General features: G+C 68.4%; 26 protein-coding genes, 2 tRNA genes and 4 pseudogenes. 20 read left to right on the top strand and 12 right to left on the bottom strand.

All coding sequences use genetic code 11. The annotated features are described in order from the left end of the window. Nucleotides 1-2 precede the first annotated feature (2 nt). On the bottom strand, nt 3-785 hold the full coding sequence (locus tag AV541_RS02245) for a DUF4388 domain-containing protein (RefSeq protein ID WP_008633435.1): 783 nt from the start codon (nt 783-785) through the stop codon (nt 3-5). Between the two features lie 56 nt (nt 786-841). On the opposite strand from AV541_RS02245, the gene AV541_RS02240 reads away from it, so the two are divergent. Both AV541_RS02240 and AV541_RS02235 read left to right on the top strand, forming a co-directional pair. Continuing rightward, entirely contained in the window at nt 842-1534 is a 693-nt protein-coding gene (locus AV541_RS02240) for an alpha/beta hydrolase (RefSeq protein WP_060384137.1), read from the top strand. Between the two features lie 12 nt (nt 1535-1546). Next, nucleotides 1547-2293, top strand: a complete 747-nt coding sequence (locus AV541_RS02235; protein WP_060384136.1) for a ZIP family metal transporter — start codon at nt 1547-1549, stop codon at nt 2291-2293. Here AV541_RS02235 and AV541_RS02230 read toward each other — a convergent pair. From AV541_RS02230 to AV541_RS11985, 5 genes are all read right to left on the bottom strand, one after another. Continuing rightward, nucleotides 2259-2954 carry a DNA/RNA nuclease SfsA gene (locus AV541_RS02230; RefSeq protein WP_038035573.1) on the bottom strand — a complete coding sequence of 232 codons (696 nt, stop codon included), beginning with the start codon at nt 2952-2954 and terminating at the stop codon, nt 2259-2261. The two genes, AV541_RS02235 and AV541_RS02230, sit on opposite strands and share 35 nt — an antisense overlap. A 46-nt stretch (nt 2955-3000) precedes the next feature. Then, nucleotides 3001-3093: transfer RNA gene (locus tag AV541_RS02225), tRNA-Ser, on the bottom strand. A gap of 7 nt (nt 3094-3100) precedes the next feature. After that, nucleotides 3101-3191 (bottom strand) — tRNA-Ser (locus AV541_RS02220). A 66-nt stretch (nt 3192-3257) separates the two neighbouring features. Further along, the gene (locus AV541_RS02215) at nt 3258-4382 is read right to left on the bottom strand and encodes a transposase (protein WP_008630830.1); all 1125 of its coding nucleotides are present in this window, start codon (nt 4380-4382) and stop codon (nt 3258-3260) included. A 433-nt stretch (nt 4383-4815) separates the two neighbouring features. Further along, the gene (locus tag AV541_RS11985; protein WP_223966770.1) at nt 4816-5001 is read right to left on the bottom strand and encodes a hypothetical protein; all 186 of its coding nucleotides are present in this window, start codon (nt 4999-5001) and stop codon (nt 4816-4818) included. Here AV541_RS11985 and AV541_RS02205 point away from each other — a divergent pair. Continuing rightward, nucleotides 4943-5590, top strand: coding sequence for a transposase (locus tag AV541_RS02205; protein WP_224065233.1), 648 nt, complete (start codon nt 4943-4945; stop codon nt 5588-5590). The genes AV541_RS11985 and AV541_RS02205 overlap by 59 nt on opposite strands. A gap of 11 nt (nt 5591-5601) precedes the next feature. Here AV541_RS02205 and AV541_RS11980 read toward each other — a convergent pair whose 3' ends face one another. Beyond that, nucleotides 5602-5760, bottom strand: coding sequence for a hypothetical protein (locus AV541_RS11980; RefSeq protein ID WP_238530070.1), 159 nt, complete (start codon nt 5758-5760; stop codon nt 5602-5604). Between the two features lie 269 nt (nt 5761-6029). After that, nucleotides 6030-7462: pseudogene (locus AV541_RS02200) on the bottom strand (SWIM zinc finger family protein). Nucleotides 7463-7506: 44 nt separating this feature from the next. Between AV541_RS02200 and AV541_RS13310 the strand changes: the two are divergent. The 3 pseudogenes from AV541_RS13310 to AV541_RS13475 form a co-directional block, all read left to right on the top strand. Beyond that, nucleotides 7507-7793 (top strand): annotated as a pseudogene (locus tag AV541_RS13310) (radical SAM protein); the annotation flags it as partial. 1 nt (nt 7794) lies between these two features. Then, a pseudogene (amrB, locus tag AV541_RS02195) lies at nt 7795-8201 on the top strand (AmmeMemoRadiSam system protein B); the annotation flags it as partial. Then, a pseudogene (locus tag AV541_RS13475) lies at nt 8176-8277 on the top strand (Uma2 family endonuclease); the annotation flags it as partial. The pseudogenes amrB and AV541_RS13475, both read left to right, overlap by 26 nt. Nucleotides 8278-8409: 132 nt before the next feature. Here the strand turns inward: AV541_RS13475 and AV541_RS02190 are convergent. Continuing rightward, on the bottom strand, nt 8410-8799 hold the full coding sequence (locus AV541_RS02190; protein WP_011173734.1) for a hypothetical protein: 390 nt from the start codon (nt 8797-8799) through the stop codon (nt 8410-8412). A gap of 51 nt (nt 8800-8850) precedes the next feature. On the opposite strand from AV541_RS02190, the gene AV541_RS02185 reads away from it, so the two are divergent. Then, entirely contained in the window at nt 8851-9240 is a 390-nt protein-coding gene (locus tag AV541_RS02185) for a secondary thiamine-phosphate synthase enzyme YjbQ (RefSeq protein ID WP_038035549.1), read from the top strand. Here the strand turns inward: AV541_RS02185 and hemQ are convergent. Beyond that, a complete protein-coding gene (gene hemQ, locus AV541_RS02180; protein ID WP_060384135.1) occupies nt 9237-9986 on the bottom strand; it encodes a hydrogen peroxide-dependent heme synthase in 750 nt (249 codons plus the stop codon). The genes AV541_RS02185 and hemQ overlap by 4 nt on opposite strands. Before the next feature lie 32 nt (nt 9987-10018). On the opposite strand from hemQ, the gene AV541_RS02175 reads away from it, so the two are divergent. From AV541_RS02175 to AV541_RS02125, 11 genes are all read left to right on the top strand, one after another. Continuing rightward, nucleotides 10019-11086 (top strand): mechanosensitive ion channel family protein, encoded by a 1068-nt coding sequence (locus tag AV541_RS02175; RefSeq protein WP_082709622.1) that lies wholly within the window; start codon nt 10019-10021, stop codon nt 11084-11086. Beyond that, complete coding sequence (locus tag AV541_RS02170; RefSeq protein WP_060384134.1) at nt 11083-13299, top strand: coiled-coil domain-containing protein; 2217 nt, start codon at nt 11083-11085, stop codon at nt 13297-13299. The genes AV541_RS02175 and AV541_RS02170 overlap by 4 nt, the downstream gene beginning before the upstream one ends. Nucleotides 13300-13318: 19 nt before the next feature. After that, nucleotides 13319-15502 (top strand): RelA/SpoT family protein, encoded by a 2184-nt coding sequence (locus tag AV541_RS02165; protein WP_008633459.1) that lies wholly within the window; start codon nt 13319-13321, stop codon nt 15500-15502. Nucleotides 15503-15705: 203 nt separating this feature from the next. After that, nucleotides 15706-15906 (top strand): CopZ family metallochaperone, encoded by a 201-nt coding sequence (locus tag AV541_RS02160; protein ID WP_008633461.1) that lies wholly within the window; start codon nt 15706-15708, stop codon nt 15904-15906. Nucleotides 15907-15915: 9 nt separating this feature from the next. Then, complete coding sequence (locus AV541_RS02155; protein ID WP_008633466.1) at nt 15916-16200, top strand: metal-sensitive transcriptional regulator; 285 nt, start codon at nt 15916-15918, stop codon at nt 16198-16200. Between the two features lie 86 nt (nt 16201-16286). Further along, nucleotides 16287-18662, top strand: a complete 2376-nt coding sequence (locus tag AV541_RS02150; protein ID WP_081481484.1) for a heavy metal translocating P-type ATPase — start codon at nt 16287-16289, stop codon at nt 18660-18662. Between the two features lie 37 nt (nt 18663-18699). Continuing rightward, nucleotides 18700-18912, top strand: coding sequence for an SHOCT domain-containing protein (locus tag AV541_RS02145; protein ID WP_019551341.1), 213 nt, complete (start codon nt 18700-18702; stop codon nt 18910-18912). After that, a complete protein-coding gene (locus tag AV541_RS02140; RefSeq protein WP_008633472.1) occupies nt 18909-19586 on the top strand; it encodes a response regulator transcription factor in 678 nt (225 codons plus the stop codon). Before AV541_RS02145 ends, AV541_RS02140 begins: the two co-directional genes overlap by 4 nt. Beyond that, nucleotides 19570-20691: a sensor histidine kinase gene (locus AV541_RS02135; protein ID WP_008633475.1), complete on the top strand. Its 1122-nt coding sequence runs from the start codon at nt 19570-19572 to the stop codon at nt 20689-20691. The genes AV541_RS02140 and AV541_RS02135 overlap by 17 nt, the downstream gene beginning before the upstream one ends. A 10-nt stretch (nt 20692-20701) precedes the next feature. Continuing rightward, on the top strand, nt 20702-21220 hold the full coding sequence (locus tag AV541_RS02130) for a CueP family metal-binding protein (RefSeq protein ID WP_008633476.1): 519 nt from the start codon (nt 20702-20704) through the stop codon (nt 21218-21220). Between the two features lie 6 nt (nt 21221-21226). Further along, on the top strand, nt 21227-21985 hold the full coding sequence (locus AV541_RS02125) for a WD40/YVTN/BNR-like repeat-containing protein (protein WP_008633478.1): 759 nt from the start codon (nt 21227-21229) through the stop codon (nt 21983-21985). Here the strand turns inward: AV541_RS02125 and AV541_RS02120 are convergent. Next, nucleotides 21982-22629 (bottom strand): class I SAM-dependent methyltransferase, encoded by a 648-nt coding sequence (locus AV541_RS02120; RefSeq protein ID WP_008633480.1) that lies wholly within the window; start codon nt 22627-22629, stop codon nt 21982-21984. The genes AV541_RS02125 and AV541_RS02120 overlap by 4 nt on opposite strands. Nucleotides 22630-22645: 16 nt before the next feature. Then, a complete protein-coding gene (locus AV541_RS02115) occupies nt 22646-23476 on the bottom strand; it encodes an urease accessory protein UreH domain-containing protein (RefSeq protein ID WP_193776794.1) in 831 nt (276 codons plus the stop codon). 93 nt (nt 23477-23569) lie between these two features. Here AV541_RS02115 and AV541_RS02110 point away from each other — a divergent pair, with 93 nt between their 5' ends. Continuing rightward, nucleotides 23570-23809: an SHOCT domain-containing protein gene (locus AV541_RS02110; protein ID WP_008633486.1), complete on the top strand. Its 240-nt coding sequence runs from the start codon at nt 23570-23572 to the stop codon at nt 23807-23809. Beyond that, nucleotides 23806-24441, top strand: coding sequence for a hypothetical protein (locus AV541_RS02105; RefSeq protein ID WP_038035553.1), 636 nt, complete (start codon nt 23806-23808; stop codon nt 24439-24441). Before AV541_RS02110 ends, AV541_RS02105 begins: the two co-directional genes overlap by 4 nt. Nucleotides 24442-24475 lie beyond the last annotated feature (34 nt).

Genomic DNA, 24475 nt, shown 5'->3' with positions numbered 1-24475 from the left:
GGCTACACCTCCGGCACGGCCTCCACCTTGTCCCCCCGGCGGAGGCGCAGGCGCTTCAGGTCCTCCTCCATAAGCCCCACCCTCCCCTGGAGGTTGGGCCGGGGGCGGACCTCGAGGACCGCCCCCGGGGGCAGGAGCCGCACCCTAAACCCTCGGCGGATGGCCCAGGCCCACTGGGCGTAGAGGGCTTCGTCCACGTAGGCCACCCCCGAGCCCGGCCCGTAGATGGGGAGGACCACGAGGCGCTCGGGGGGAAGGTCCACCTGGGGAACCGCCTCCAAGGCCCCCATCTCTAAGAGGGTGCTGAGGACCCGGGCCTGCCGCAACACCCCGGGGGCGAGGAGGACCTCGGCGATCCGCTTCCCCTCTACCCGGGCGAGGAGTCCCACGGCCTCCGGGGGAAGCTCCACCGCGCTCCCCTCCCGGGGCAGGCGGAGGCGGAGGCCCCAGTCGGCGGGCAGCTTGATCTTCTCCCAGGCGGCTTGGGCCTGGGCGAGCCGGGCCGGGACCTCGAGGCCCCCAAGCAGGGTGGTGTGGGGCGGAAGCGCCTCGGGCTCAAAGACGAAGGGGGCCCGCCTGAGCCCCACCAGGAGGTCCAGGGCCTCCTCCCCTTCCAAGGCCCTCTCCCCCGCCTGGGCCTTGGCGTGGACCACCTGCCCGCCCCGAAGGTAGACCTCGGCCTCCAAAAAAGGGGGGCGCAGGTGCAGCCTCCCCGTGCGCCCGGCGCTCATCAGCGCCCCCACCAGGGAGGGAAACGGGAACTCGGCCAGATCCCCCGAAAGCATTCGCCCCACGTTTTACCACGGGCGCACCCTCCCGTCCAGACGAGGTATGCTTAGGCATGCACCTTCTCCTCCTCCACGGCTTCACCTCCCACCCCGTCCTCACCCTCGGCCCCCTGCCGGAAAGGCTTAAGGAGGCGGGGTGGGAGGTGCGCCAGCCCGCTCTGCCGGGCCACGGCACAAGGCCCGAGGACCTCCTAAAGGTGCGCTTTCAGGACTGGCTCCTGGCGGCGGAGGAGGCCTACCTGGAGCTTCCCGAGCCCCGGGGGGTGGTGGGGCTTTCCATGGGGGGGCTTCTCGCCGCCCACCTCGCCGCCCGCCACCCCACAAAGGCCCTCGTGGCCCTGGCCCCCGCCTTCGCCCTGAAAAACCCCCTGGCCCCCTTGGCGCCCTACCTCTACTGGCTCATCCCCCGCTTTCCCGGCCCGCCCTCCATAGAGGACCCGGAGCTCAGGAAGCGCAACCCCAACTACCCCTACTTCCCCACCCGGGCCGTCCTGGAGCTCCTCGCCCTCATGCGCAAAACCCCGGAGGTCCTCCCCCAGGTGAAGGCCCGGGCCCTGGTGGTGGCGGCGGGGAAAGACCGAGTGGTGAAGGGGGTGGACCGGTACTTCGCCCTCCTGGGAAGCCCGAGGAAGGACTACCTCGTCTTCCCGGAAAGCGGCCACGACCTCCTCTTAGACCGGAGCCGGGAGGCGGTGGCCCGGGCGGTGCGCGACTGGCTTCTTGCAAGTGATAACTACTTGCAATAAAATAGGCCCGGTATGGAAGGCCTGCCCATCACTCCCTGGACGGTGTTCCTCTACGCCCTCCTCACCGCCGTCGCCACAGGCCTCGGCGCCCTCCCCTTCCTCTTCACCCGCGGGATCACGCCGCGGCACCTCGGCCTCGCCAACGCCGCCGCCGCCGGGCTTATGGTGGCGGCGAGCTTCGGCCTGATCTACGAGGGGGTGAACTACAGCCTGGGGCGGACCCTGGTGGGCGTGGGCCTCGGCCTCCTCTTCATCCTCCTTTCCCACCGGTACCTGGAGGGCCGGGAGGTAAGCTTCGGCGAACTCGAGGGCCTAAACGCCCGCAAGGCCCTCCTGATCGTGGGCATCATGACCCTCCATTCCTTCGCCGAGGGCGTAGGGGTGGGGGTGGCCTTCGGGGGTGGGGAGGCCTTGGGGATCTTCATCACCTTGGCCATCGCCATCCAAAACATCCCCGAGGGGCTGGCCATCAGCCTGGTGCTCATTCCCCGGGGGGTGAGCGTCCTGGGGGCCGCCTTTTGGAGCGTCTTCTCCAGCCTGCCCCAGCCCCTCATGGCCGTGCCCGCCTTCTTGCTGGTGGAGCTCTTTAAGCCCGTCCTCCCCGTGGGGCTCGGCTTCGCCGCCGGGGCCATGATCTGGATGGCCGCGGCCGAGCTCCTCCCCGACGCCCTGAAGGAGGCCGAGGCCGAGGGGGTGGCCACGGTCCTCACCCTCTCCGTGGCCCTCATGGTGGCCTTCCAGATCCTCCTGGGGGGGTGAGCCAGACCCAAGGGAGGGGGGCCTCGAGGCGGAGGGCCTCCAGGCTCGGCCGAACCCTATAGGCCTCCAGGACCACCCCGGCCTCCCGCGCCGCTTGGGCGGCCTCGAGGAGGGGTCGGTCCGCGGGGTCCAGGGCAAAGGCCTCGGCCAGGGGGTGCTGGACGAGCCAAACGGCGAAGGCCCCGTAGCCCTCCCGGGCCAAGGCGGCGAGGAGGCGGAGGTGGCGCGCCCCCCTCGAGGTGGGGGCGTCGGGGAAGAGGGCGAGGGCCCCCTCCAGCCGGTTCGCGTTCTTGGCCTCAAAGAAGGCCTCCCTCCCCCCCACCCGGGCCCAGAAGTCCAGCCTTTCCCCCCGTAACCCCACTTCCCGCCGCAAGGCCTCCAGGGGTCCGTAGCGCCCAGCGCGAAGGAGCCTTTCCAGAAGGGGCCCCGCCAGGGTGGCGTCCACCCCCACGAGGACGCCTTCCCGCTCCACCAGGTAAAGCCGCCCCCGGGTCTTGGCCGTGGGCCTCGGGTGGTAGTGGCCCCGGGTTCCGGGGAGGAGAAGCTCGGTGAGGCGGCCCGTGTTGGCGAGGTGGAGGGGGCCCACGTCCGCCTCCACCACGAACCGGTTCGCCCGCCGGAGGATCCGGCAGGGAAGGAGGGGAGGAAGGGGAAGCTCCATCCCCCCAAGGCTACAAAAGGGAAGGCCCGGGAGGTCCCGGGCCTTTTGGCGGAGAGGGCGGGATTCGAACCCGCGGCACCGGTTTTCCCGGTGCAACACCTTAGCAGGGTGCCGCCTTCGACCACTCGGCCACCTCTCCAAGCCTTTGGCGGAGGGTGAGGGATTCGAACCCCCGGTGGGCTTCGCGCCCACAGCGGTTTTCAAGACCGCCGCCTTCAACCGCTCGGCCAACCCTCCAAGGTATGGCCGCACCCCCTACTATGCGGGAAAAGGGGGGGCGGTGTCAAGGCTACCGGCAGGGCTTTACCCAAAACTCCTTCCTCGCCCTCCCTTAGCCTGCTTCAAGAGTTCTTGGGTGACTTCATAGTTGAGCAGGCGAACCAGGCCCCTCAGGAGCAGGTACGGACCATCCCTCTCGCTGGGCAGCCCCAGCTTGCCCCCGAGCTGCAAAAGAAACCCCTTGAACGGATCCCCCAACCGCTCAACTTCCCAAAGGAACACCGCCAGCCCCAGCAAAACCGCCACCACCTTCCGGATCCGGGCAAGCCCCCGCACCTGGAAGGTCTCAAGCCCCAGCCCCGTCTTCAAAAGCCGGAAGAACCGCTCCACCTCCCACCGCCTGCGGTACGCCTCCACCACCCGCGCCGCCTCCTCCCTCCCCCTCACCGGCAAGCTGGTCAGTAGCCACCACTCCCCACGCCGCCCCAGGGCTGGCACCCGGCAGACCACCAGGTGGAGCCGCCTCCCCTCCACCTCCACCTCCCTCCATCCGAAGTGGAGCCGCACCCGCTGGTACCTGCCCCCTACCCTCAGCTCCACCTCCTCCCCACAGGGAAGGGCCAGGGAAGAAGCCACCTTCGCCAGAGAACCCCCCTCCCCAAGCTTCCGGTCCCGGTAGACCCGCACCACGAACTCCTCCCCCAGGGCCAGCACCTGCCCAAACACCTTCCGGTCGTCAAACCCCCGGTCCGCCACATACACCAGCCTCCTGCCCACGCCCCCCAATCGCTCCCGGGCCGCCTCAATGGCTCCCTCCACCTCCTTGGGCAGGCTGGCAAACCCCCTCTCCCCGTAGGCCACCAGGTGGGCGTACCCCAGGGCCAGCCGCCCCGCGGGGTCCAACCCCAGGGCGGTGAGGAGCTCGTACCCGGGCCGCCTATCCTTCCCCACCCGGGCTATCCCCTCCAGGGCCCGGGCATAGGGCTTGACCACCGGGCTCAGGTCCAGGAGGACCAGAACCTCCTCACCCTCCAGGGCAGTCGCGCTCTCCTGATAGACCCGGTCAAGGAGGGCTTCTGCCTCCACCCGTGGGTTGGACAGGAAGCGGTAAAGGGCTTTGGCCTGGTGGAAGCGGTTCTGGAGGGGAGAAGGGAGCGAGGCCACCATCTCGCTCACCCGGGCTGAGCCTGCGGCCAAGGCGCCCCGCACCACCTCTTCAAACCGTCGGTGGAGGCGCTTATCGGGGGAAAACGCTCGCAAAACGGCCCGTGAACTCCTGGAGCCTGGCCTCGGCCACCTTGAGCATGTCCATGGATCACCCCCGGTACCAGATACGGGCTGCGCCCGCAAGGGGAGATTTACCACGAAACGGAGATGTGGGTAAAGTCCTGTACCGGGGCTTGCCTTGCAAAGGTCAGGAGGACGGGTGTATATCTCTCTCCTGATGGGCAAGCGAGGCTTCCTTCGCAGGGAGGCAAGCCCCAAGGAGGTCCTGGAACACTGCCTGCGCCTGGCCCGGGAGGTGGCCCCTCCCACCCCCAAAGGCAAGCGGGGCCGCCCCTGGCGCTACAGCCACGCCCTTTACCTGGCCCTCCTTCTCTTCCGCGCCTTCTTCCACCTCACCTACCGCGAGACGGAGGCCTCACTCCAGGACCTGATGGAAGGCCCCTTCCCTTCCCACCAGTCCCTGGCCCGCTACGCCCTCAAGCACCTGGACCCCAAACTCCTTGAGGCCCTCCTGGAGAGGCTTTCCCGGGAACTGGAGGCCCATCTCGCCCCGGAGTCCTCGCCGGAAGGCGAAGCGGCTTCGGACGAGGCGCCGGCACACCTGGCGGCGCTTTCCCCCCCTCTACCTCATGGACACCACGGGGCTGGCCTACCGGAGCAAGGACCGGCTTCTCCGCTTTCGTCGGGGGAAGGAGGTGCGGCGGGTGCGGGGGCACGCGCGGCTTCTGGCCCTGATGCGGTGGGATAGGGAGAGGCGGCTCTTATGGCCCTGGGGTGGAGTGGTGGGGGAGGGCTACGCCCCGGACCCCCGGCTTGGGGGGGAGGTGCTGAGGCGGTTTCCTCCTTCCCGGGGGTGGCTTTTGGCGGACGCGGGGTTTGACGGGAAGGAGGTGTGGGGGGTTTTGGGGGAGGCGGGGGTGCGGCCGGTGATCCGGCTTCGGGGCGGGGGCGAGGCCAGGGAGGAGGCGCGGGTGCGGGCGCGGGAGGGGTGGGACCCCGAGGTGTACCGGTTTCGCGGGGTGGTGGAGGGGGTGTTTGGGGGGATGAAGACGCGGCTGGGTGGGGGGTACCTTTGGGAGCGGAAGCCTTGGACGGCCATGGCGCGGGCGCTTTTGGAGCTCATCGCCTACGGCCTTAGGGTTCTTCTCTCCCTTCTCCCGCCCCCTCCGGGGTACAAGGCAATTTACTAGGCAAGCCCAGGCTACCGGCCGAAGAGGGCCACCGAAATCCGGACCCGCACCACAAACCAGGCGAGGAGGAGGGGCACCCCCAGGGCCAAAAGCCCGTAGATCAGGAAGGCGGGCTTGGCCCCCAGGGGCTCGGGGAAGCCGGGGAAGCGCTCCAAAAGGCGGATGACCATCGGATGGACCAGGTAGATCTGCAGGGAGTAGCGGCCGAGGAAGCAGGCGAAACTCCCGGTAGAAGGAGGCCCCCAGGACCAGGGTGGTCATGAAGAGGAAGGCGGGCACCGCGAAGTGCAGGGTGCGGTTCACCCCCGCCAGAAGGAGCCACTCGGGACTCCCCTGGGGCAACTCCCGCAGGAACCGGCCCGTCACGTGGTGCAGGACCACCTTGAGGATGGCGAGCCCCCGGAAAACCTCCACCCAGGGAAAGCGCTCCACGGGCTCATTATGGGCGAGGTTCATGAGGTTCATGAGGACTCCCCAAGAGGGGGGCGAGCTCCTCCCGCAGGGCCCGCCTTCGGGGATAGGCCCGAACCAGGCCCCAAGCGGCCTCCCGGGCCCTCTTGGGGTCCAGGCGGGCAAGCCGCCCAAGAAGCCCCGCCGCCTCCCGGTAGGCCGCCCGCCCCCCCGCCTCCACCCGGGCCTTGGCCGCCTCCAGGTAAAGCCGGGCCGCCTCCTGGGGAAGCCTCTCCTCCAAGACCGCGGCGAGGGCGGGGTAGGCCTCCGGGGAAGCCCGCTTGAGGAGGCGGTCCAGGGCCTTCCAGTCCTCCTCCAGGAGGTAGATGCGGGCGAGGAGGGCGGGGTCCTGGACCTGGCGCAGGAGGCGGGGCCTCTCCTCGGCGAAGGCCCGGCCCAGCTTGGCCTTGAGGGCCAGGTAGTCCTCGAGGTTGGGCCTCAGGCGAAAGCGGGCCCGGTGGTCCCCCACCCCGCCCCGGTGGGCCACGAGGAGGTCCAGGAGGGGAAGGAGCCTTGGGTCCTTGCCGAACCAGGCCACGGCCTCCTCGGCGTACCGCAGGGCCTCCTCCCGCCTGCCCAGGCGCAAGAGGCGCTCCACGAAGGCCAGGTAGTCCTCCACCCCCTCAAGCCCCTCCCGCAAGACCCCCAAGGCCTCCTCCTCCCGCCCGAGCCGGAAGAGGAGCTCCGCCTTAAGGGCGCGCTTCAGGGGCTCCCCCCCGCAAGGAGGGCCAGGGCCTTCTCCGGCGCCTTCTCCCCCAGGGCCAGGAAGGCCTCCCCCAGGGCCTCAAAGGGGTGGCGGAGGTAGAGCTTGAGGAAGAAGGCAAGCTCCCCCCCAAGGTCCAGGTAGCGGCGGAGGACCGGCCCGAGGTAAGGCCCGGGGTCAAAGGGAGCCTCGAGGAGGGCCTCCAGAAAGGCCGCCACCTCCTCCCTCCCCGCCTGGGGGAGGCTAAGGAGAAGCGCCTTGGCCTCCTCCTCCCCCCCGCCCAGGCGAAAGGCCTGCCTTAGGCGCCGAACCCCCTCCAGGAAGGCCTCCTCGGGAGAAAGGAGCTCCTTGAGGAGGAAGGCCACCTCGGGCAGGGCGGCAAGCCGCAGGAGAAGCCCCTTGGCCTCCTCGGGGGAAAGGGCCTCGAGGCGCAGCCTAAGGTCCTCGGGGCGCCTTTCCAAATAGGCGTAGAGGAGGGCGGCGGCGTGCTTGCAGGGGAAAGAGGGGTAGGGGCAGTCGCACCGCCCGCCAAGCCCCGGCCCCACCTCCACCCGGTAGGGCCTGGGCTCCGAGCCCTGCACCTCCCCCAAAAGCCTCTCCCCCACCCGGAAGACCCGCCTCACCCGGCCCTCCTTGGCGTAGGCCAGGCCCCGCCGGAGGGCCTCCTCGGGGAAGAAGGAGGCGAAGTCCTCCTCAGACCTCGGCGGGAAAGAGCGCACAAGACCAGTCTAGGCCGTGGTATCCTGGGCTTGAAGCCTATGAAATGACGGCCACGCTTCGGGAAGCCGACCTAAAGCGCCCCCTAAAGGCTTTGTCCAGTGCCGGGCCTGCGCCCACTTCTGCACCGTGCCCGAAGGGGGCTCGGGCAAGTGCGGAGTGCGAAGGAACCTAGGGGGGAAGCTCTACCTGGTCACCTACGGGAGGGCCGCCGCCGTCCACCTGGACCCGGTGGAGAAAAAGCCCCTTTACCACTTCCACCCCGGGGAGGGAATCCTGTCAGTGGGCACCGTGAGGTGCAACCTCTTCTGCGCCTTCTGCCAGAACTGGGAGCCTCCCCTTCCTCCAGTGGGTCCTCCCCCAAACCCTCATTCTCCCACTCCTCTTCGGGGAGGTGGACCCCAAGGAGGTGGCCGAGGCGCTCGGGCAGGAACTGGGGCGGGAGGACCTGGTGGTGGCCTCCAGCGACCTCTCCCACTACCACCCAGACCCCATAGCCCGGGCCCTGAACCAAAAACCCTGGAAAAGGCCCTAGCCCTGGACGCCGAGGGGCTCGCCCGGGCCGAGGCCTGCGGGGCCCTTCCCTGGGCTACCCTCACCCACCTCGCCCGGTCCTCAGGCTGGAGGCCCCGGCTTCTCGCCTACGCCACCAGCGCCGAGGCCGGAGGGGAAAGGGAGCAGGTGGTGGGGTATGGGGCCTTGGCCTACGAAAGGGATGACCCCGGGGCGGCGGCGCTTTAGCGTGGAGGAGTTCCACCCCATGGCCCAGGCGGGCCGCCTCGGGGAAGACGATCGGGTGGAGCTTCTGGAACTGGAAAGCCAAGGCCTAGGCCTCCTCGCCGTGCGCAGGACCCCTTGCGCCTAGGCCCCCATAGCGAACCCCAGCCCGGCCTCCTCTCAAAACCCCGGGGGGACCTCCACGCCGAAGCCCGGGTGGGCCTCCCTCCTCCTAAAGCCGTACCAGGGGCCGGAACCAGGGGACGGAGAGGAGAAGCACCCCCAGGGCCAGGCCGAAAAGAAGCCTGGCCCCGGGCTTCCCTCTCCGCGCCCGGGCAAGCCCCGCGTGGGCCAGGCCCAGGGCCACAAGCCCCCCCACCCAGTGCTCCGCCGCGAAGAAGCGGGCCTCCCCTCCGGCCCGCATGGCCTCCCCAAAGGCGGCGAGGAGCCCCTGGAAATAGGGGCTCACGAAGGCCAGGATCACCCCCAGGACCACCTGCAGGGTGAGGGCGTGGGCGAAGAGGGCGCCGGGCCTAGGCTCCGGGCGGAAGAGGGCCCAGAGGCCAAAGAAAAGGACCAACCAGCGCACCAGGTTGTGCAGGGCGAGCACCGCCTCGTACATGGGGAGAGTCTACCCCGGCTCCCAAGGCGCCCAGTGTGGCATCATGCCCATATGGAAGGCGTGGTGCGCCTCGAGGTCCCCACCCCCGAGGAGGGGTTCGTGAACATCACCCGCAAGGTGGAGGCGGCCCTTTCGGGCCACACGGGTTTGGTCTACCTCTTCGTCCCCCACACCACCTGCGGCCTCACGGTCCAGGAAGGGGCCGACCCCACGGTGGCCCAGGACCTCTTAGGCCGGCTCGCCGAGCTCGCCCCCCGGCACCGCCCTAAGGACCGGCACCTGGAGGGGAACTCCCACGCCCACCTCAAGAGCCTCCTCACCGGGGTCCACCTCCTCCTCCTGGCGGAGAAGGGGCGGCTGAGGCTTGGGCGCTGGCAGCAGGTCTTCCTGGTGGAGTTTGACGGCCCCCGGGTGCGGGAAGTCTGGGTGCGCCTCCTCTAAAGCCCGAGGAAGGCCCGCAGGGCCTCCTCGTCCAGGTACTTGCCCACGAAGAAGGGGCCGAACTCCCCGTAGCGGGCGGAGACCTCGTCAAAGCGCATCTCGTAGACGATCTTCTTGAACTGGACGGGATCTTCGCTGAAGAGGTCCACCCCCCATTCCCAGTCGTCCAGGCCCTGGGCCCCGCTGATGACCTGCATCACCTTTCCCTGGTACTTCCTCCCCGTCTCCCCGTGGGCCTTCATGAGGCTCGCCCGCTCCTTGGCCGGAAGCATGTACCAGTTGTCCTGGCCCTGGCGCCGCTTGTTCATGGGGTAGAAGCAGACGTACCCCGATTTGGGGACCCTCGGGGTGAGGCGCGGCTTGACGTAGGGGGACTCGGGGTCTAAAGGCTTCTCCTGGCTTCCCAGCTCCACCACGGAGTAAAAGCTGTAGCTTCGCACCAGGTACCGGGCGAAGGCGGAACGAGAAAGGCGGGCCTCCGCCTCCAGAAGGGGGTCAAGCCCGGGGCGGAGGTTGAGGAAGAGGAGGTCGGCCTTGTGGCCCACCACCTGGTAGATGCCGTAGGAACCCTGGCCCGCCTCCTCCAGCTCCCGCCACTCCCGCACCAGGCCTTTAAGCTCCTCCCAGGCGTCCTCCCGGGCCTCCAAGGGGGCGGAGAACCAGCGGGCGAAGTCCAAGAGGCGGAAGTCGTGGAGGACGTGCCAGCCCTCGAGGGTGTGGGTGGGTTCGGGAACGTGCCGCTCCATCCCCCCCACTATAGCTCCGGTATACTTGGCCCATGCTGGCCGCGTTGCACATCGCCCTCACCCTGGCGGCGGTGGTCCTTTTAGGACGGCTCGGCGCGAGGCTTTTGGGGAGGCTCGCCGCCCTCACCCCGAGCACCCAGGACGACGCCTTCTTCCGCCTCCTGGGCTACGCCTGGTGGGGGGTGGTGGTCGTGGCCGGGGCGAGCTACCTGAGCCACGCCCTAAGCCTTCCCTACGAGCCCCTGGCCACCTGGGGTCGGAGCCTGGTGGCCTGGCTCGGGGGGAAAGGGGTGGCCGGCGGGGCCATCCTCCTCGCCACCTGGACGGCCTACCGCCTGGTGCCCCTCCTCCTCCAAAGCCTCCCCTTGCCGGAGACGGAGGGGGAACTCACCCGGCAGGCGGTGCGGACCAAAACCCTGAGGAACGTCTCCGAGTCGGCCCTGAAGGTCGCGGTGGTCACCGTGGGCGGCCTCCTCTTCCTCTCCAACCTCGGCCTCAACGTCACCGCCCTCCTCGCCGGGGCCGGGGTGGCGGGGCTCGCCATAAGCTTCGCCGCCCAGAACCTCATCCGCGACTTCATCAACGGCTTCTTCATCCTCCTGGAGGACCAGTACGGCGTGGGGGACATCGTGAAGGTGGGGGACCTCGACGGCGTGGTGGAGAAGTTCAACCTGCGCCTCACCGTCCTCCGCGACCTCGAGGGCAAGGCCCACTTCATCCCCAACTCCCAGATCCAGCAGGTCACCGTCTTCACCCAGGAGTGGAGCCGAGCGGTGGTGGACGTGAGGGTGGCCTACAAGGAGGACGTGGACCGCGTCCTCGCCATCTTCCGGGACGAGGCGGAGCGCTTCTTCCAGGACCCGGAGTGGCAGGACAAGTTCACGAACCCCCCGGAGGTCCTCGGCGTCCAGGACCTGGCCGACTCCGCCGTGGTCATCCGCACCCTCTTCGGCACCAAGCCCGCCCAGCAGTGGGCCGTGGCCCGGGAATTCCGCCGGCGCATCAAGAAGCGGCTGGACCAGGAGGGCGTGGAGATCCCCTTCCCCCACCGGACCCTCTACTTTGGGGAGCCCCTGCGGGTGGTTAAGGAAGCGCCATGAGGGAAAGCCCTTACCAGGTCCTGGAGGAAACCCTCAAGCCCCACCTGGGGGCCCGGGCCCAGGTGGTTTTGGAGGAGGGGCTCAAGCGGCTGGGCAAGCGGCCGGAGGAGCTGAGCGAGAAAGACGCCGAGACCCTCCTTAAGGGCCTGGTCTTCCGGGAGCTCCAGGCCCGCCTCCCCGCCGCCCAGGCCCGGCGGGCGGTGGAGGAAGCCCTGGCCCGCCTCGCCCCGGCCCCGGAAGGGGGCCTGGAGGCCCTGGAGCGGGGCCTGGCCCGCTTCGGCCTCTACGTGGACTGGCCCGAGGTGGGAAGGCTACGGGCCCTGGTGAACCGCCTGCGCCGGGAGCCCGACCCCAGGCTCCTCCAGGAGGGGCTCGCCCTCCTGGACCACCTGGAGGAGAAGCTGGAGGAAGCCCTCCTGCGCCAGGCCCAGGACCTCGCCCACCTGGAGGAGGCCTTGGAGCGGGTCCGTCCCCTGGGCGGCCCCAAGGTGCGGCGGCTGGAAAGCCTCATCCAGATCGTCCGCGAGGCCCACCGGGAGGGGACCTTGGCCCAGGGGGAGGTGGAGCGGGCTAGGGCCCTGGCCCTGGAGCTCCGCAAGTACCTGGCCTCCAGCGCCGTCCAGCCCGCCACCCTCCCCGAGATGGTCTTTGAAACCCAGGAAGAGGACGTGCTCGTGACCGTGGAGGAGGCGCCGGCCCTCGAGGAGGAGCTGGTCATAGACCTGGAAAGCCTCGCCGAGCCCCAGGCCCAGGAGATCCGGGCCCTGGAGGTGGCGGAGGAGAAGCGGCGCCTGGAGGAGCTCGTCCTCCGCTACGCCCCCTTTTTGGACCACCCCCGGGCGGCCGCCTTGCGGGCGGAGGTGGAGGCCCTCCTGGAGGCGGACCAGCCCGTCCTGGAGAAGCTCACGGAGCTGGAAGCGGCCCTGAAGGAGGCGGAGGCGGAGGCCAAGGCCGCAAGGCGGGCACGCCTCATCCAGCTGGAGGAGGCCCTCCGCCGCCTTCCCCTCCCCCAGGAGGCCAAGGCCCCCCTGGAGGAGGCCCTCCGCCTGGCGGAGGATACCCTTAAGGAAGGGGGGCTTCCCGACCTCGCCGCTTTGGAGGCGGAGCTTTCGGCCCTGGAGGAGGAGGCAAGGCGCCTTAAGGAAGAGAAGGCGCGGCTCTTAGAGGAGCTTTCCGCCCTGGGCGAGGCGGCGAAGCCCCTCGCCGAGGAGCTTGCCCGCCTCGAGGGGGAGGCGCTCGCCCAGGCCCTGCCCAGGATCCGGGCCCGCTACGCCGAGCTCCTGAAGACCGCGGGAGAGGAGGCGCGGCGGGCGCGGCTTTTGGAAAGGGAAACGGCCCTTAGAGCCCTCAAGGCGGAGGCAGAGGCCCTGGGACTTGGCGAGGAGGTGGCCGAGGCGGAAAGGGCCCTGGCCCGGGGGGAGCTTCCCGACCAGGAGGCCTTGAGGCGCCGCCTGGAGGAGGCCCGGGCCCTCCGGCGGAGGCTCGCCCTGGAGGAGCTCGGCCAGCTCCAGGCCCTGGCGGAGCGCTTCCGCCCCTTTGGGGGCGAGGCGGTCCTCAAGGCCATAGAGGCGGAGCGCCAAAAGCCCCTCCCCGACCCCGCCCCCATCGCCCGGGCCCTCCAGGCCCTCAAGCACCGCCTCGAGGCCAAGCGCCAGGAGCTCGGCACCCGCCTCGCCGCCTTTTTCCGCCGCTACGCCCCCCTGGAGGGGCTCAAAAGCGACACCCAGCGCCGCATCCGTCCCCTGGTGGAGTTCCTCCGCCCCGCCCAGAAGGCCCTGGACCGGCTGGGCCCCCGGGGGGTCCTGGAGGTGGAGCGCGCCCTGGCCCAGGCGGAGGAGGCCCTCAAAGAGTTGGAGAAGGAGAAGGAGGCCGCGGACCGCCTCCTCAAGGAGCTGGGCCAGGAAGACCTGGAGGCCCTCCTAAGCTCCCTGGAAGCCCCGGGGGGCGAAAGGCCGGACCTCTCCCCCCTCCGCCTCCCCGGGGTGAAGGCCCTGGGGCTTCTGGACGACCCCCTCCCCCTCCCCCGCCCCCAGCTCAAGGCCCTCCACCAGGCCCTCAAGGCCCTGGGGGCCGCCACGGGAGAGGCCCTGGGCCCTGCTCTCGTCCGCCTGGGCGGGAGCTATCTGGTCCTCGCCCCCTGGAGGGGGCACGAGGCCGTGGCCCTGGTGGAGCCCGAGGCCCTGGACCCCTTCTTGAAGGCCCTCTCCGGGTAGGGGTGCTACACTAAAAGAAGTGGTCGGCGTGGATCTCGGCCTCTGGAACCGCCTGGAACCCGCCTTGGCCTACCTCCCCCCCGAGGAACGGGCCAAGGTGCGGGAGGCCTACCGCTTCGCCGAGGAGGCCCACCGGGGGCAGCTACGGCGAAGTGGGGAGCCCTACATCACCCATCCTGTGGCCGTGGCCGAGATCCTGGCCGGCCTGCAGATGGACGCCGACACGGTGGCCGCGGGCCTCCTTCACGACACCCTGGAGGACTGCGGGGTGGCGCCCGAGGAGCTGGAGCGCCGCTTCGGCCCCACGGTGCGCCGCATCGTGGAGGGGGAGACCAAGGTCAGCAAGCTCTACAAGCTGGCGAACCTCGAGGGGGAGGAGAGGCGGGCGGAGGACCTCCGCCAGATGTTCATCGCCATGGCGGAGGACGTGCGCATCATTATTGTCAAGCTGGCGGACCGCCTGCACAACCTCCGCACCCTGGAGCACATGCCCCCCGAGAAGCAGAAGCGGATCGCCCAGGAAACCCTGGAGATCTACGCCCCCCTCGCCCACCGCCTGGGGATGGGCCAGCTCAAGTGGGAGCTGGAGGACCTCTCCTTCCGCTACCTCCACCCCGAGGCCTTCGCCAGCCTGTCCGCCCGGATCCAGGCCACCCAGGAGGCCAGGGAGCGCCTCATCCAGAAGGCCATCCACCTCCTCCAGGAAACCCTGGCCCGGGACGAGCTCCTCCAGAGCCAGCTCCAGGGCTTTGAGGTGACCGGGCGCCCCAAGCACCTCTACTCCATCTGGAAGAAGATGGAGCGGGAGGGGAAGACCCTGGAGCAGATCTACGACCTCCTGGCGGTCCGGGTCATCCTTGACCCCAAGCCCGCGCCCACCCGGGAAAGCCAGGCCCTAAGGGAGAAGCAGGTCTGCTACCACGTCCTCGGCCTGGTCCACGCCCTCTGGCAGCCCATCCCCGGCCGGGTCAAGGACTACATCGCCGTGCCCAAGCCCAACGGCTACCAGAGCCTTCACACCACGGTGATCGCCCTCGAGGGCCTGCCCCTGGAGGTGCAGATCCGCACCCGGGAGATGCACCGCGTGGCCGAGTACGGCATCGCCGCCCACTGGCTCTACAAGGAGGGGCTCACCGACCCCGAGGAGGTCAAGCGGCGGGTCTCCTGGCTGAAGAGCATCCAGGAGTGGCAGAAGGAGTTCTCCAGCTCCCGGGAGTTCGTGGAGGCGGTGACCAAGGACCTCCTCGGCGGCCGGGTCTTCGTCTTCACCCCCAAGGGCCGCATCATCAACCTGCCCAAGGGGGCGACCCCCGTGGACTTCGCCTACCACATCCACACCGAGGTGGGCCACCACATGGTGGGGGCCAAGGTCAACGGCCGCATCGTCCCCCTCTCCTACGAGCTCCAAAACGGGGAGATCGTGGAGATCCTCACCAGCAAGAACGCCCACCCCTCCAAGGGCTGGCTGGAGTTCGCCAAGACCCGGAGCGCCAAGAGCAAGATCCGCCAGTACTTCCGCGCCCAGGAGCGCCAGGAGACCCTGGAAAAGGGCCAGCACCTCCTGGAGCGGTACCTCAAGCGCCGGGGCCTGCCCAAGCCCACGGACAGCCAGCTGGAGGAGGCGGCCAAACGCCTCTCCCTCCCCCCCTCCCCGGAGGAGCTCTACCTGGCCCTGGCCCTGAACCGCCTCACCCCCCGGCAGGTGGCGGAAAAGCTCTATCCCAAGGCCCTCCTCAAGCCGGAGAAGCCCAAGCCCCAGGCCCGCAACGAGTGGGGCATCCGGCTGGAGCAGGACCTGCAGGCCCCCATCCGCCTCGCCTCCTGCTGCGAGCCCATGAAGGGCGACCCCATCCTCGGGTTCGTGACCCGGGGCCGTGGGGTCACGGTCCACCGGGCCGACTGCCCCAACCTCCGTCGCCTCCTCCAGGGGCCGGAGGCGGACCGGGTGATCGGGGCCTACTGGGAAGGGGTGGGAGGGAAGGTGGTGGTCCTCGAGGTCCTGGCCCAGGACCGGGCCGGCCTCCTCCGGGACGTGATGCAGGTGGTGGCCGAAGCGGGCAAGAGCGCCCTCGGCTCCGAAACGCGGGTTTTGGGCCCCCTGGCCCGGATCCGGCTCCGCCTGGCGGTCCAGGACGGGGAGGAGGAGCGGATCCTCCAAGCGGTGCAGAAGGTGTCCGGGGTCAAAGAGGCACGCTGGGCCTGAGGCCACCCCATGCTGGCTTGCGGCCCCGGTAAAGGGTCCTCAAGGGGCTTCCTCGGGCTAGCCGAGCGGAGACACCGCCCTGGCGGAAAGGCCTCCTCACGGGCCCAACGCCCTGAGGGCGCGAGCCCCTTGCGCGCGAGGGAAAAAAGGGTTAGGGTAAAGGCGTACCCCACCCCACCTGGGGTGGGACAGGAGGTGAAAGGATGCTGAAGCTGAAGGTGGAAGGCATGACCTGCAACCACTGCGTGATGTCGGTGAAAAAGGCGCTTCTTAAGGTACCCGGGGTGGAGAAGGTCGAGGTGAGCCTGGAACGGGCCGAGGCCCTGGTGGAGGGCAAGGCGGACCCTGAGGCCTTGATCCGGGCCGTGGAAGAGGAAGGCTACCGGGCCGCCTTGGCGGGCTAAGGAGGCCCTGTGCCCCGCCACCCCCTCCACCTGGACCCCAAGGTGCGCGAGGAAGCCAAAAGGCGCCTTCTCTCCGCCAAGGGCCACCTCGAGGGCATCCTGCGCATGCTGGAGGATCCCCAAGTCTACTGCGTGGACGTGCTGAAGCAACTCAAGGCGGTGGAGGGTGCCCTGGACCGGGTGGGGGAGATGGTCCTAAGGGCCCACCTCCGGGACCACGTGGCCACCGCCCACGAGCGGGGGGACGTGGAGGAAATCGTGGAGGAACTGATGGAGGCCCTCAAGTACCGTTGATCCCACCCGGTCCAGGGCGGGGCAGAAGCCCAAGGGCACACCAGCCCGGGGAAAGCAAAGGGGTTTCCGCTAGGGGGTATGAAGCTATGGCATTGGAAGTGAAAGTAGGGGTAAAGGGAATGACCTGCGCCTCATGCGTGGCGCGGGTGGAAAGGGCCTTAAAGAGGGCCCCGGGCGTGGAGGAAGCCCGGGTTAACCTCACCACCGAGGAAGCCTTTTTGCGCCTCCAGGAAGGCATAGACCTCAAGGAGGTCCTGAAGCAGGTGGAGGAGGCAGGTTACGAACCCGTGGTGGCCCGGGCGGAGATCCCCGTGAAGGGGATGACCTGCGCCGCCTGCGTGGCCCGGGTGGAAAGGGCCTTGAAGAAGCTACCCGGGGTGCTTTCCGCCCACGTGAACCTGGCCACGGAGAAGGCCTTCGTGGAGTACCTCCCGGACACCGTGACCCTGCCCCGCCTGCGCCAGGCCATCCGGGATGCAGGGTACGAGCCCCTGGAGGTGGTCCAGGAGGAAAAACGGGCCCCCGCTTATCCCTTGGACCTCCTCATCGCCCTGCCCTTTGCCTTCCTCACCCTTCTCCTAGCCATGGGGCCCATGCTTCTTCCCCTTCCCCACCTTCCTCCTCTCTTCCAGGTCCTCACCGCCCTCCCCGTCCTCTACGCCGGCCGGCGCTTCTTCCGCCAGGCCCTGGCGGAGATCCGGCACCGCTCCCTGGGCATGAGCACCCTGGTGGCCCTGGGGGCGGGAAGCGCCTACCTTTACTCCTTTTTGGTCCTCCTCTTCCCCACCCTGTTCCCCGAGGAGGCCCGCCATCTTTATCTGGAAGCAGGAGCGGTGATCCTGGCCCTGATCCTCTTGGGCAAGCACCTGGAGGAAAAGGCCAAGGGGAAGGCCTCGGAGGCCATCCGCAAGCTCCTGGCCTTGAGGCCCAAGACCGCCCGGGTGGTGCAGGAAGGGGAGGAAAAGGAGATCCCCGCCGAAGCCCTCATCCCTGGCGACCTGGTGCGGGTCCTTCCCGGCGAGCGCATCCCCGCCGACGGGGTGGTGGTGGAGGGCTTTAGCCACGTGGACGAGGCCATGCTCACCGGGGAGCCCATTCCCAAGGTCAAAAAGCCCGGGGATGAGGTGGTGGGGGGTACGGTGAACGGGGAAGGTCCCCTCCTCATCCGGGTAAGCCGGGTGGGGGAGGCCACGGTCCTGGCCCAGATGGCCCGCCTGGTGGAGGAAGCCCAGGCCTACAAGCCCCGGGTGCAGGAGGTGGCGGACCGCATCGCCAGCGTCTTCGTGCCCATCGTGCTCATCATCGCCCTTATCACCTTTACCCTTTGGATTCTCTATGGCCCCGGCCTCTCCTACGCCTTCGTGGCCCTCCTTTCCGTTCTCCTCATCGCCTGCCCTTGCGCCATGGGCCTCGCCACCCCAGCGGCCATCGCCGTGGCCACGGGGCGGGCGGCCCAGCTCGGCCTCCTCTTCCGCAAGGGCCAGGCCATTGAAGGCCTCGCCCGGGCGGATACCGTGGTCCTGGACAAGACCGGGACCCTGACCCAAGGGAAGCCCACCCTCACGGAACGCCTGGGGTTTGCCCTAAGCCCTGAGGAGGCCTTGCGCCTCGCCGCCGCCTTGGAGCGGGGAAGCGAACACCCCATCGCCAAGGCGGTTCTGGAGGCAGCCAGGGATCTCAGCCTGCCCGAGGCCCAGGCGGTGCGGGCTCTTCCCGGGGAGGGGATCGAGGGAGTGGTGGAGGGGAAGAAGCTTTACCTGGGGGGTCCAGCCCTGATGGAGAGGCTTGGGGTGGCGCTTCCCAAGGAGGCCTGGGAGCTATCCGAAAAGGGCTACACTCCCCTTTACCTGGCGGATGGGGAGAGGCTTTTGGCCGCCTTCGGGGTCTTTGACCCCCCCAAGCCCGAGGCGCGAAGGGTGGTGGCCGCTTTAAAGGCCCTGGGCCTCAAACCCGTCCTCCTCACCGGAGACCACCCCGTTCCAGCCCGACGGGTGGCCGAGGCCTTGGGCATAGAGGAGGTGCTGGCCGGGGTGCGCCCTGAGGGTAAGGTGGAGGCCATACGGCACCTCCAGGCCCAGGGGCGGAAGGTGATCTTTGTGGGGGACGGCATCAACGACGCCGCCGCCTTGGCCCAGGCCGATGCGGGCATCGCCCTGGCCACGGGCACGGACATCGCCGTGGAGGCAGGGGATGTCATCCTGCTTTCTCCGAGCCTGGAAAGCTTGGTGGACGCCATCCTTCTGGCACGGCGTACCCTTCGGACCATCTACCTCAACTTCTTCTGGGCCTACGCCTACAACATCCTCCTCATCCCCGTGGCGGCCGGGGCTCTTTACCCCTTCACGGGGCTTCTTCTGAACCCCATGCTGGCGGCCGGTGCCATGACCCTCTCCAGCCTCTTCGTGCTCAGCAACTCCTTGAGGCTAAAAGGGTTCCAGCCAAGGAGCTTTACCGTAGCTTAATCTGCCGAGGCTAAGCTGGAACTAGGAGGTGAAAGGTATGTGGTGGTGCGACCACGGTGGGTACCTGGGCTGGTGGGGGCCCCTCTTAAGCCTCCTTTGGTTCGCCCTCCTAGGCCTCTTGGTCTACTGGATCGTCAGGACCTTAGCCCCTGAGCGGCGGGACCGGGCCTTAGAGGTGCTAAGGGAGCGCTACGCCAGGGGGGAGATCGACAAGGAAACCTTTGAGCGGATGAAGCGGGACCTGGCATGAAGGTCCTCCTGGTGGACGACGACCCGGCCCTCCTCGAGGTCCTCGGGGCCTACCTCGAGGGGGCAGGGTTTGAGGTCCTCGTGGCGGAGGACGGGGAGAAAGCCCTGGAGCTCTTCCCCACCGCCGATCTCGTCATCCTGGACCTGATGCTCCCCAAGGTGGGGGGCCTCGAGGTGGCCCGCATCCTGCGAAGGGAGCGCCCCGAGCTTCCCCTCCTCATCCTCACCGCCAAGGGGGAGGAGGAGGACCGCGTCCTAGGCCTGGAGCTCGGGGCCGACGACTACGTGGTCAAGCCCTTTAGCCCTAAGGAGGTGGTGGCCCGGGTCAAGGCCCTGTTGCGCCGAGCCGGGCTTAAGGAAGAGCTCGTTTACGGCCCCTTACGCATCCTCCCCAAGGCCCGCCAGGCCTACCTGGAGGGCAGACCCCTCTCCCTTTCCCGGCTGGAGTTTGACCTCCTTTTGACCCTCGCCCAGCACCCGGGGATGGTCTTCAGCCGGGAAAGGCTTTTGGAGAAGGTCTGGGGACCGGACTTTCCGGGCGTGGACCGGGTGGTGGACGTGCACATTGCCTCTCTCCGAAAAAAGCTCGGGGACGACCCGGAAAACCCCCGCTTCCTGGAGACGGTGCGGGGCGTGGGCTACCGCTTCAAGGACCTGGATGCGCCTCTTCCTTAAGCTCTTCCTAAGCCACCTCCTGGTGGCCCTCCTTGCCCTTGTGCTCCTCCTGCTGCTGGCGGAGGCCTTCGCCCCCGCCTTCTACCGGGGGCACGTGGAGCGCATGTACCACGCCCTGGCCATGATGGGCGGGGGCATGATGGCCGAGGCCCTAAGGCAGGACCTGGAAAAGGGCCTGCGCTCCACCCTCACCGCCGCCCTCCTCTCCGCCCTCCCCCTTTCCGCCTTGGGGGCCCTTCTCACCGCCCTTTTCGCCAGCCTCCGCCTTTACCGCACCGCAAGGATTCTCGCCGAGGGGAGCCGGCGCATGGCCCAGGGGGAGTACGGAATCCGGCTTCCCCTCTTGGAGCGGGACGAGCTCGGGGAGCTCGCCCTCCACTTCAACCGCCTGGCCGAGGCCTTGGAGAAGGTGGAGCGAACCCGGGCCGAGCTCATCGGCACCGTGGCCCACGAGCTCAGAACCCCCCTGGCCGCCCTCCAGGGGTACGCGGAGGGGCTTATGGACGGGGTCCTTTCCAAGGAGAAGGCCGCGGAGGGGATTCTGCGGGAGGTGAAGGCCATGCGCCGCCTGGTGGAGGACCTTTCCTTGGTCTCCCGGGTGGAGGCGAAGGCGGTGGAGATCCGTCCCAGGCCCCTGGACCCCAAGGGCCTCCTCGAGGAGGCCCTGGCCCGCTTCCAAAGCGCCTTCCAGGCCAAGGGGGTGGCGCTTTCCCTGGAGGCCCAAGACCCCCTTCCCCAGGTGTGGGCCGACGAGGAAAGGGTCCTCCAGGTGCTGGCCAACCTCCTCACCAACGCCCTCCGCCACACCCCGCAAGGCGGCGAGGTGCGCCTTAGGGCCTTCCGCCAGGGGGAGGCCGTGGCCTTTGAGGTGGCGGACACCGGCCCCGGCATTCCCGAGGAGCACCTGCCCCACATCTTTGAGCGCTTCTACCGGGTGGACAAGGCGCGTAGCCGCAAGGAAGGGGGAAGCGGGGTGGGGCTCACCGTCGCCAAGGGCCTGGTGGAGGCCATGGGGGGGAGGATCTTTGTGGAAAGCCAAGTGGGCCAGGGAAGTCGTTTCACCTTCACCCTTCCCCTTTACAAGGGCTTAACATCCCAAGGCTAGGGTAAAGGGCATGAGAAAGACGTTGGCGTTCCTAGGCGTGGCGTTGGCCTTGGGACTGGCCCAGGCCCCTAGCCCTGAGGCCCTCAAGGGCCTGGGGCCCGAAGAGGCCCTGGCCCTGGCCAAGCGGTGGCGGGAAGAAGGGCAAAGGGTGGTGAGCTACGTGACCCCTGAGGCCTTCTTCTTCGAGTTCCCGGACGGCCGCAAGGCCCAGGTGGCCCTCAAGGACCGCTTCCTCCTGGCGGTGGCCCCCTATGTCAGCCGCACCCACCCCTGCCAGGTCCACTACTTTTCCAGCTGCACCGGGGAGCTACAGGAGGAGGTATTTCTGGTGCGGGTGCTGGAGGGGGAAAAGGAGGTGCTCAAGACCCAGGTCAAGACAGGAAAGGACGGCTTCTTTGAGCTTTGGTTGCCCCGGAACCGCCGCTACACTCTGGAGATCCGCTTTGGAAATCTGGTGGCCACAGGGCCCGTGGCCACCTTCAGCCAAAGCCCCACCTGCCTTACCGGCTTCCGCCTCGCCTCACGGTAGAACGCCATGCGCCCTTTCACCTTTTTTACCCTCTTCCTCGGCCTCGCCCTGGCCCAAACTCCCCTGGGTCCGGTGCCCACGCGGGACGTTCACGCCCTTTTGTGGCACCCCTCGGGAGCCCTGCTCCTGGGCCACCATGACGGCATCGTTGCCTGGAACAACAGCACCCCCCAGGACCTGGTGCGGCGGCGGGACTGGGACGCCATGAACCTGGCCTGGGGAGGCGAACGCCTTATCGCGGCCGGGCACTGGATCCTTGCGGAAAGCCGTGATCTCAAGCGCTTCCGCGACCTAAGGCCCAAGGGCCTTCCCGCCCTGGACCTCCACGCCTATGCCATCGATCCCAGGAAGCCTGAGGTCCACTACACCCTCGAGGCCACCTACGGCTACTTCCGCAGCCGGGACGGCGGGCAGACCTGGGCAAAGCTTCCCGCCCGGGGCCTGCCCAAAGCGGGGATGGCCTTCTTCCTGGTGGACCAAAAGGGCCGCCTCTGGGCTTCCCTTATGGAAAGGGGGCTCTTCCTGAGCGAGGATGGGGGCGAAAGCTTCCGCCCCATTCCCTCCCCTGACCCCGCCCCGGGACCCCTGGTCCTCTCCCCTTCGGGCACCCTGTACCTGGGAGGAAAGCTCGGCCTCTGGCAGCGAACGGAAGCGGGGTGGCGCAGGATCTGGCAGGGAGCGGTGTTGGCCCTGGCTGCCCATCCCCAGGAGGAGGGCCTGCTGGCCTGGGTGGACGGAAGGGGCACCCTCTGGCGGGGGCGCTAAGGGCTATTCCTTCCAGGCCACCCCGGCCACATGGGGGGCCACCAGGGGAAGGGGCAAAGCGAAGGACGCTGCCTCCACCCGGGCAAACCCGGCCTCCCGGATAAGGGCCAGGGTTTCCCGGTTGGGATGGCAACCATCCCCCAGAAGGGCCCAAGGGGAACAGAGGAAATCCTGGGCCCGGCGAAGGCAGGAACCCCGGTCACGCGAAGCGTACCTTGAGGAGCGGCCACATGTTCCAAAAAGACGAAACGCCCCTCGGGCTTCAACACCCTGAGGATCTCCGCCAACGCCCGCCTGGGGTCCTCCACCGAGCACAGGACCAAGGTGGCCACCACGGCATCCACGCTTTCCTGCGGCAGGGGAATCTCCTCCGCCTGGCCCAGCAGCACCTCGCCCAAGACTCCCCTCTGCCGCAAGGCCGTTTCCAACCAGGGGTGCAGGTGGGGATTGGGCTCGAGGCCAATCCAGTAGACCCCATCCGGCAGGTAGGCCAGGTTGACCCCCGTTCCCGGGCCGATCTCCAAAACCTTCCCCGCCAGGCCTCCCAGGAGTTTCCTCCGCCAGGGCTCGCTTACCCTGGCGTGCCCCTGGGAAAGAGCGGGAAGAAGCGCCGCGAAAAACCGGGCCCTTAGACCCCTCTTCATGCCCTTGCCTCCCATGCTAGAGGTTCCAGTAAAGCACCGTGTCCAAAATCCCCAGGGCCACGAAGACTGCCCCTGCACCCCTTAGAAGATGGCTTCCCACGTGGCGCATTCCCTTGAGGGCTTGGCCCCGGCCCAGGCGGGCGAAGAGCAGTAGCAGCAAACCCAAGGGGAGGCCCGTCCCCAGGGCAAACACACCGGGGAGCAGGAAACCCAGGGGCGAGGCTAGGGCCAGGGGAAGCAAAAGACCGAAAAAAAGCCAGAAGAGGGTGGGGCAGAAGGCCAGGCCGTAAACCCCCCCGAGGGCTAGGGGCCCAAGAAGCCCGCCCCACGTTCCCACCCGGGCCCCCACGCCCTCCGGCACCCCCCAGGCCAGGGGCCAGCGCACCACCCCCAAGAGGCCCAAGCCCACCAGGACCATGAAGGGGCCAAGGGCCAGCCGCACCGGGCGGAAGATGGCCCCGGGGTTGTCCAGGGTCCCGCCCAAAACGAAGAGAACCACCCCGGCGAGCACCAGGTAGGTGAAGGCCTTCCCCAGGAGAAAGGCCAGAAACCTGGGCCAGACCCTTCCCTCGAGGGCGGAAGGAGCCAGATAGGCCAAGGCGCTGGCCCCAGTGGTGATCTGGCAGGGGGCAAAGGCCGCCAAGACCCCAAGCAGGAAAGCGGAAAGCCAAGGGACCCCCACCTCCCGCCTCAGGCCATCCACCCAGGGGACCAGGAGAGCGTACAGGGTGTTGGCCGTTCGGTAAAGGCTTCGGGAAACCTCCTCCAGTAGCCCACTTCCCAGGGCCAACCCCACCAGGCCCAGGACAGCAAGACCAAGCGCCAGTAGCCCTCTTCGCATGTCCATCAGCTTAAGGGCCAAACGTTAAGCGCCGGTAAAACCCCTTTATGCCAGCTTAACAATACCGGCCTAGGGTACAGATGGAGGTGGATCGTGGGCATGATGGGTTGGGGCGGCATGGGTTTCGGGTGGTTCTTCGGGCTTCTCAACATGCTCCTGGTGCTGGCCCTCTTGGGACTTCTCCTGTACCTGGGCCTTCGGGCCTGGGAACGGGGAAGCGGGGAGCCGAGAAGGGATGCGGCCCTGGAGGCCCTGCGCCTCCGGTACGCCAGGGGCGAGCTGGACGAGGAAACCTACAGAAGGTTGCGGAAGGAACTGGAAAAGGGAGGTGAAGCATGAAACGCTACGGTTTAACTCTAGGAGTTCTGGCCCTTGCGCTTTTAGGCCTTGCCCTCACCCAGGGCATGATGGGGGGTTTTGGTCCGGGGATGATGGGCTACGGCCCGCAGTACGGCCCGGGGATGATGGGCTACGGCATGATGGGCATGATGGCGGTCTACCCTCCGGAAGCCCGGCTCATCCCCCAGAAAGAAGCTAAAGCGCGGATGGAAGCCTACGCCAAGCGCATCTACCCGGGGGCACGCCTTAAGGACTTCATGGCCTTCAGCCAAAACTACTACGCCCAGGTGGTGGACGAGAAGGGGCAGGGGCTTTTTGAGCTCATCGCCGATCGCTACACCGGGGTGGTTTCCCCGGAACCTGGCCCCAACATGATGTGGAACACCCGTTACAGCATGATGGGAGGCCCGGTACAGACTCCCGTCCGCTTCCCCTTGGAGGAGGCCAAAAAGCTGGCCGAGACCTTCCTGAAAGGCTACCTCCCGGGTGCCCAGGTGATGGAAGCCGGGGCTTTCCCCGGGTACTACACCTTTGACTTCGGGCGCAAGGAGGTGGAGGGCATGCTTTCCGTGAACGCCTACACGGGGGAGGTCTGGGTCCACACCTGGCATGGCTTCTTCCTGGGAGAGTGACCCCGGTAGGGCCCTTGCCCGGGGCAGCTGCCCC

It is taken from the genome of Thermus parvatiensis (genome assembly GCF_001535545.1).
GTDB lineage: Bacteria > Deinococcota > Deinococci > Deinococcales > Thermaceae > Thermus > Thermus parvatiensis.
The sequence above is the reverse complement of the archived record's forward strand: the minus strand, read 5'-3'. Positions and strand labels throughout refer to the sequence as shown.

What these genes read in the sequence shown, in the direction of transcription:
- hemQ (WP_060384135.1), bottom strand. Translation starts at nt 9,986, where the DNA reads ATGGAGCGGCACGTTCCCGAACCCACCCACACCCTCGAGGGCTGGCAC.
- AV541_RS02125 (WP_008633478.1), top strand. Translation starts at nt 21,227, where the DNA reads ATGCGCCCTTTCACCTTTTTTACCCTCTTCCTCGGCCTCGCCCTGGCC.
- AV541_RS02145 (WP_019551341.1), top strand. Translation starts at nt 18,700, where the DNA reads ATGTGGTGGTGCGACCACGGTGGGTACCTGGGCTGGTGGGGGCCCCTC.
- AV541_RS02150 (WP_081481484.1), top strand. Translation starts at nt 16,287, where the DNA reads ATGGCATTGGAAGTGAAAGTAGGGGTAAAGGGAATGACCTGCGCCTCA.
- AV541_RS02120 (WP_008633480.1), bottom strand. Translation starts at nt 22,629, where the DNA reads ATGAAGAGGGGTCTAAGGGCCCGGTTTTTCGCGGCGCTTCTTCCCGCT.
- AV541_RS02160 (WP_008633461.1), top strand. Translation starts at nt 15,706, where the DNA reads ATGCTGAAGCTGAAGGTGGAAGGCATGACCTGCAACCACTGCGTGATG.
- AV541_RS02115 (WP_193776794.1), bottom strand. Translation starts at nt 23,476, where the DNA reads ATGGACATGCGAAGAGGGCTACTGGCGCTTGGTCTTGCTGTCCTGGGC.
- AV541_RS02245 (WP_008633435.1), bottom strand. Translation starts at nt 785, where the DNA reads ATGCTTTCGGGGGATCTGGCCGAGTTCCCGTTTCCCTCCCTGGTGGGG.
- AV541_RS11980 (WP_238530070.1), bottom strand. Translation starts at nt 5,760, where the DNA reads ATGGTCATCCGCCTTTTGGAGCGCTTCCCCGGCTTCCCCGAGCCCCTG.
- AV541_RS02105 (WP_038035553.1), top strand. Translation starts at nt 23,806, where the DNA reads ATGAAACGCTACGGTTTAACTCTAGGAGTTCTGGCCCTTGCGCTTTTA.
- AV541_RS02170 (WP_060384134.1), top strand. Translation starts at nt 11,083, where the DNA reads ATGAGGGAAAGCCCTTACCAGGTCCTGGAGGAAACCCTCAAGCCCCAC.
- AV541_RS02190 (WP_011173734.1), bottom strand. Translation starts at nt 8,799, where the DNA reads ATGTACGAGGCGGTGCTCGCCCTGCACAACCTGGTGCGCTGGTTGGTC.
- AV541_RS02130 (WP_008633476.1), top strand. Translation starts at nt 20,702, where the DNA reads ATGAGAAAGACGTTGGCGTTCCTAGGCGTGGCGTTGGCCTTGGGACTG.
- AV541_RS02135 (WP_008633475.1), top strand. Translation starts at nt 19,570, where the DNA reads ATGCGCCTCTTCCTTAAGCTCTTCCTAAGCCACCTCCTGGTGGCCCTC.
- AV541_RS02140 (WP_008633472.1), top strand. Translation starts at nt 18,909, where the DNA reads ATGAAGGTCCTCCTGGTGGACGACGACCCGGCCCTCCTCGAGGTCCTC.
- AV541_RS02240 (WP_060384137.1), top strand. Translation starts at nt 842, where the DNA reads ATGCACCTTCTCCTCCTCCACGGCTTCACCTCCCACCCCGTCCTCACC.
- AV541_RS02235 (WP_060384136.1), top strand. Translation starts at nt 1,547, where the DNA reads ATGGAAGGCCTGCCCATCACTCCCTGGACGGTGTTCCTCTACGCCCTC.
- AV541_RS02230 (WP_038035573.1), bottom strand. Translation starts at nt 2,954, where the DNA reads ATGGAGCTTCCCCTTCCTCCCCTCCTTCCCTGCCGGATCCTCCGGCGG.
- AV541_RS02110 (WP_008633486.1), top strand. Translation starts at nt 23,570, where the DNA reads ATGATGGGTTGGGGCGGCATGGGTTTCGGGTGGTTCTTCGGGCTTCTC.
- AV541_RS02185 (WP_038035549.1), top strand. Translation starts at nt 8,851, where the DNA reads ATGGAAGGCGTGGTGCGCCTCGAGGTCCCCACCCCCGAGGAGGGGTTC.
- AV541_RS02175 (WP_082709622.1), top strand. Translation starts at nt 10,019, where the DNA reads ATGCTGGCCGCGTTGCACATCGCCCTCACCCTGGCGGCGGTGGTCCTT.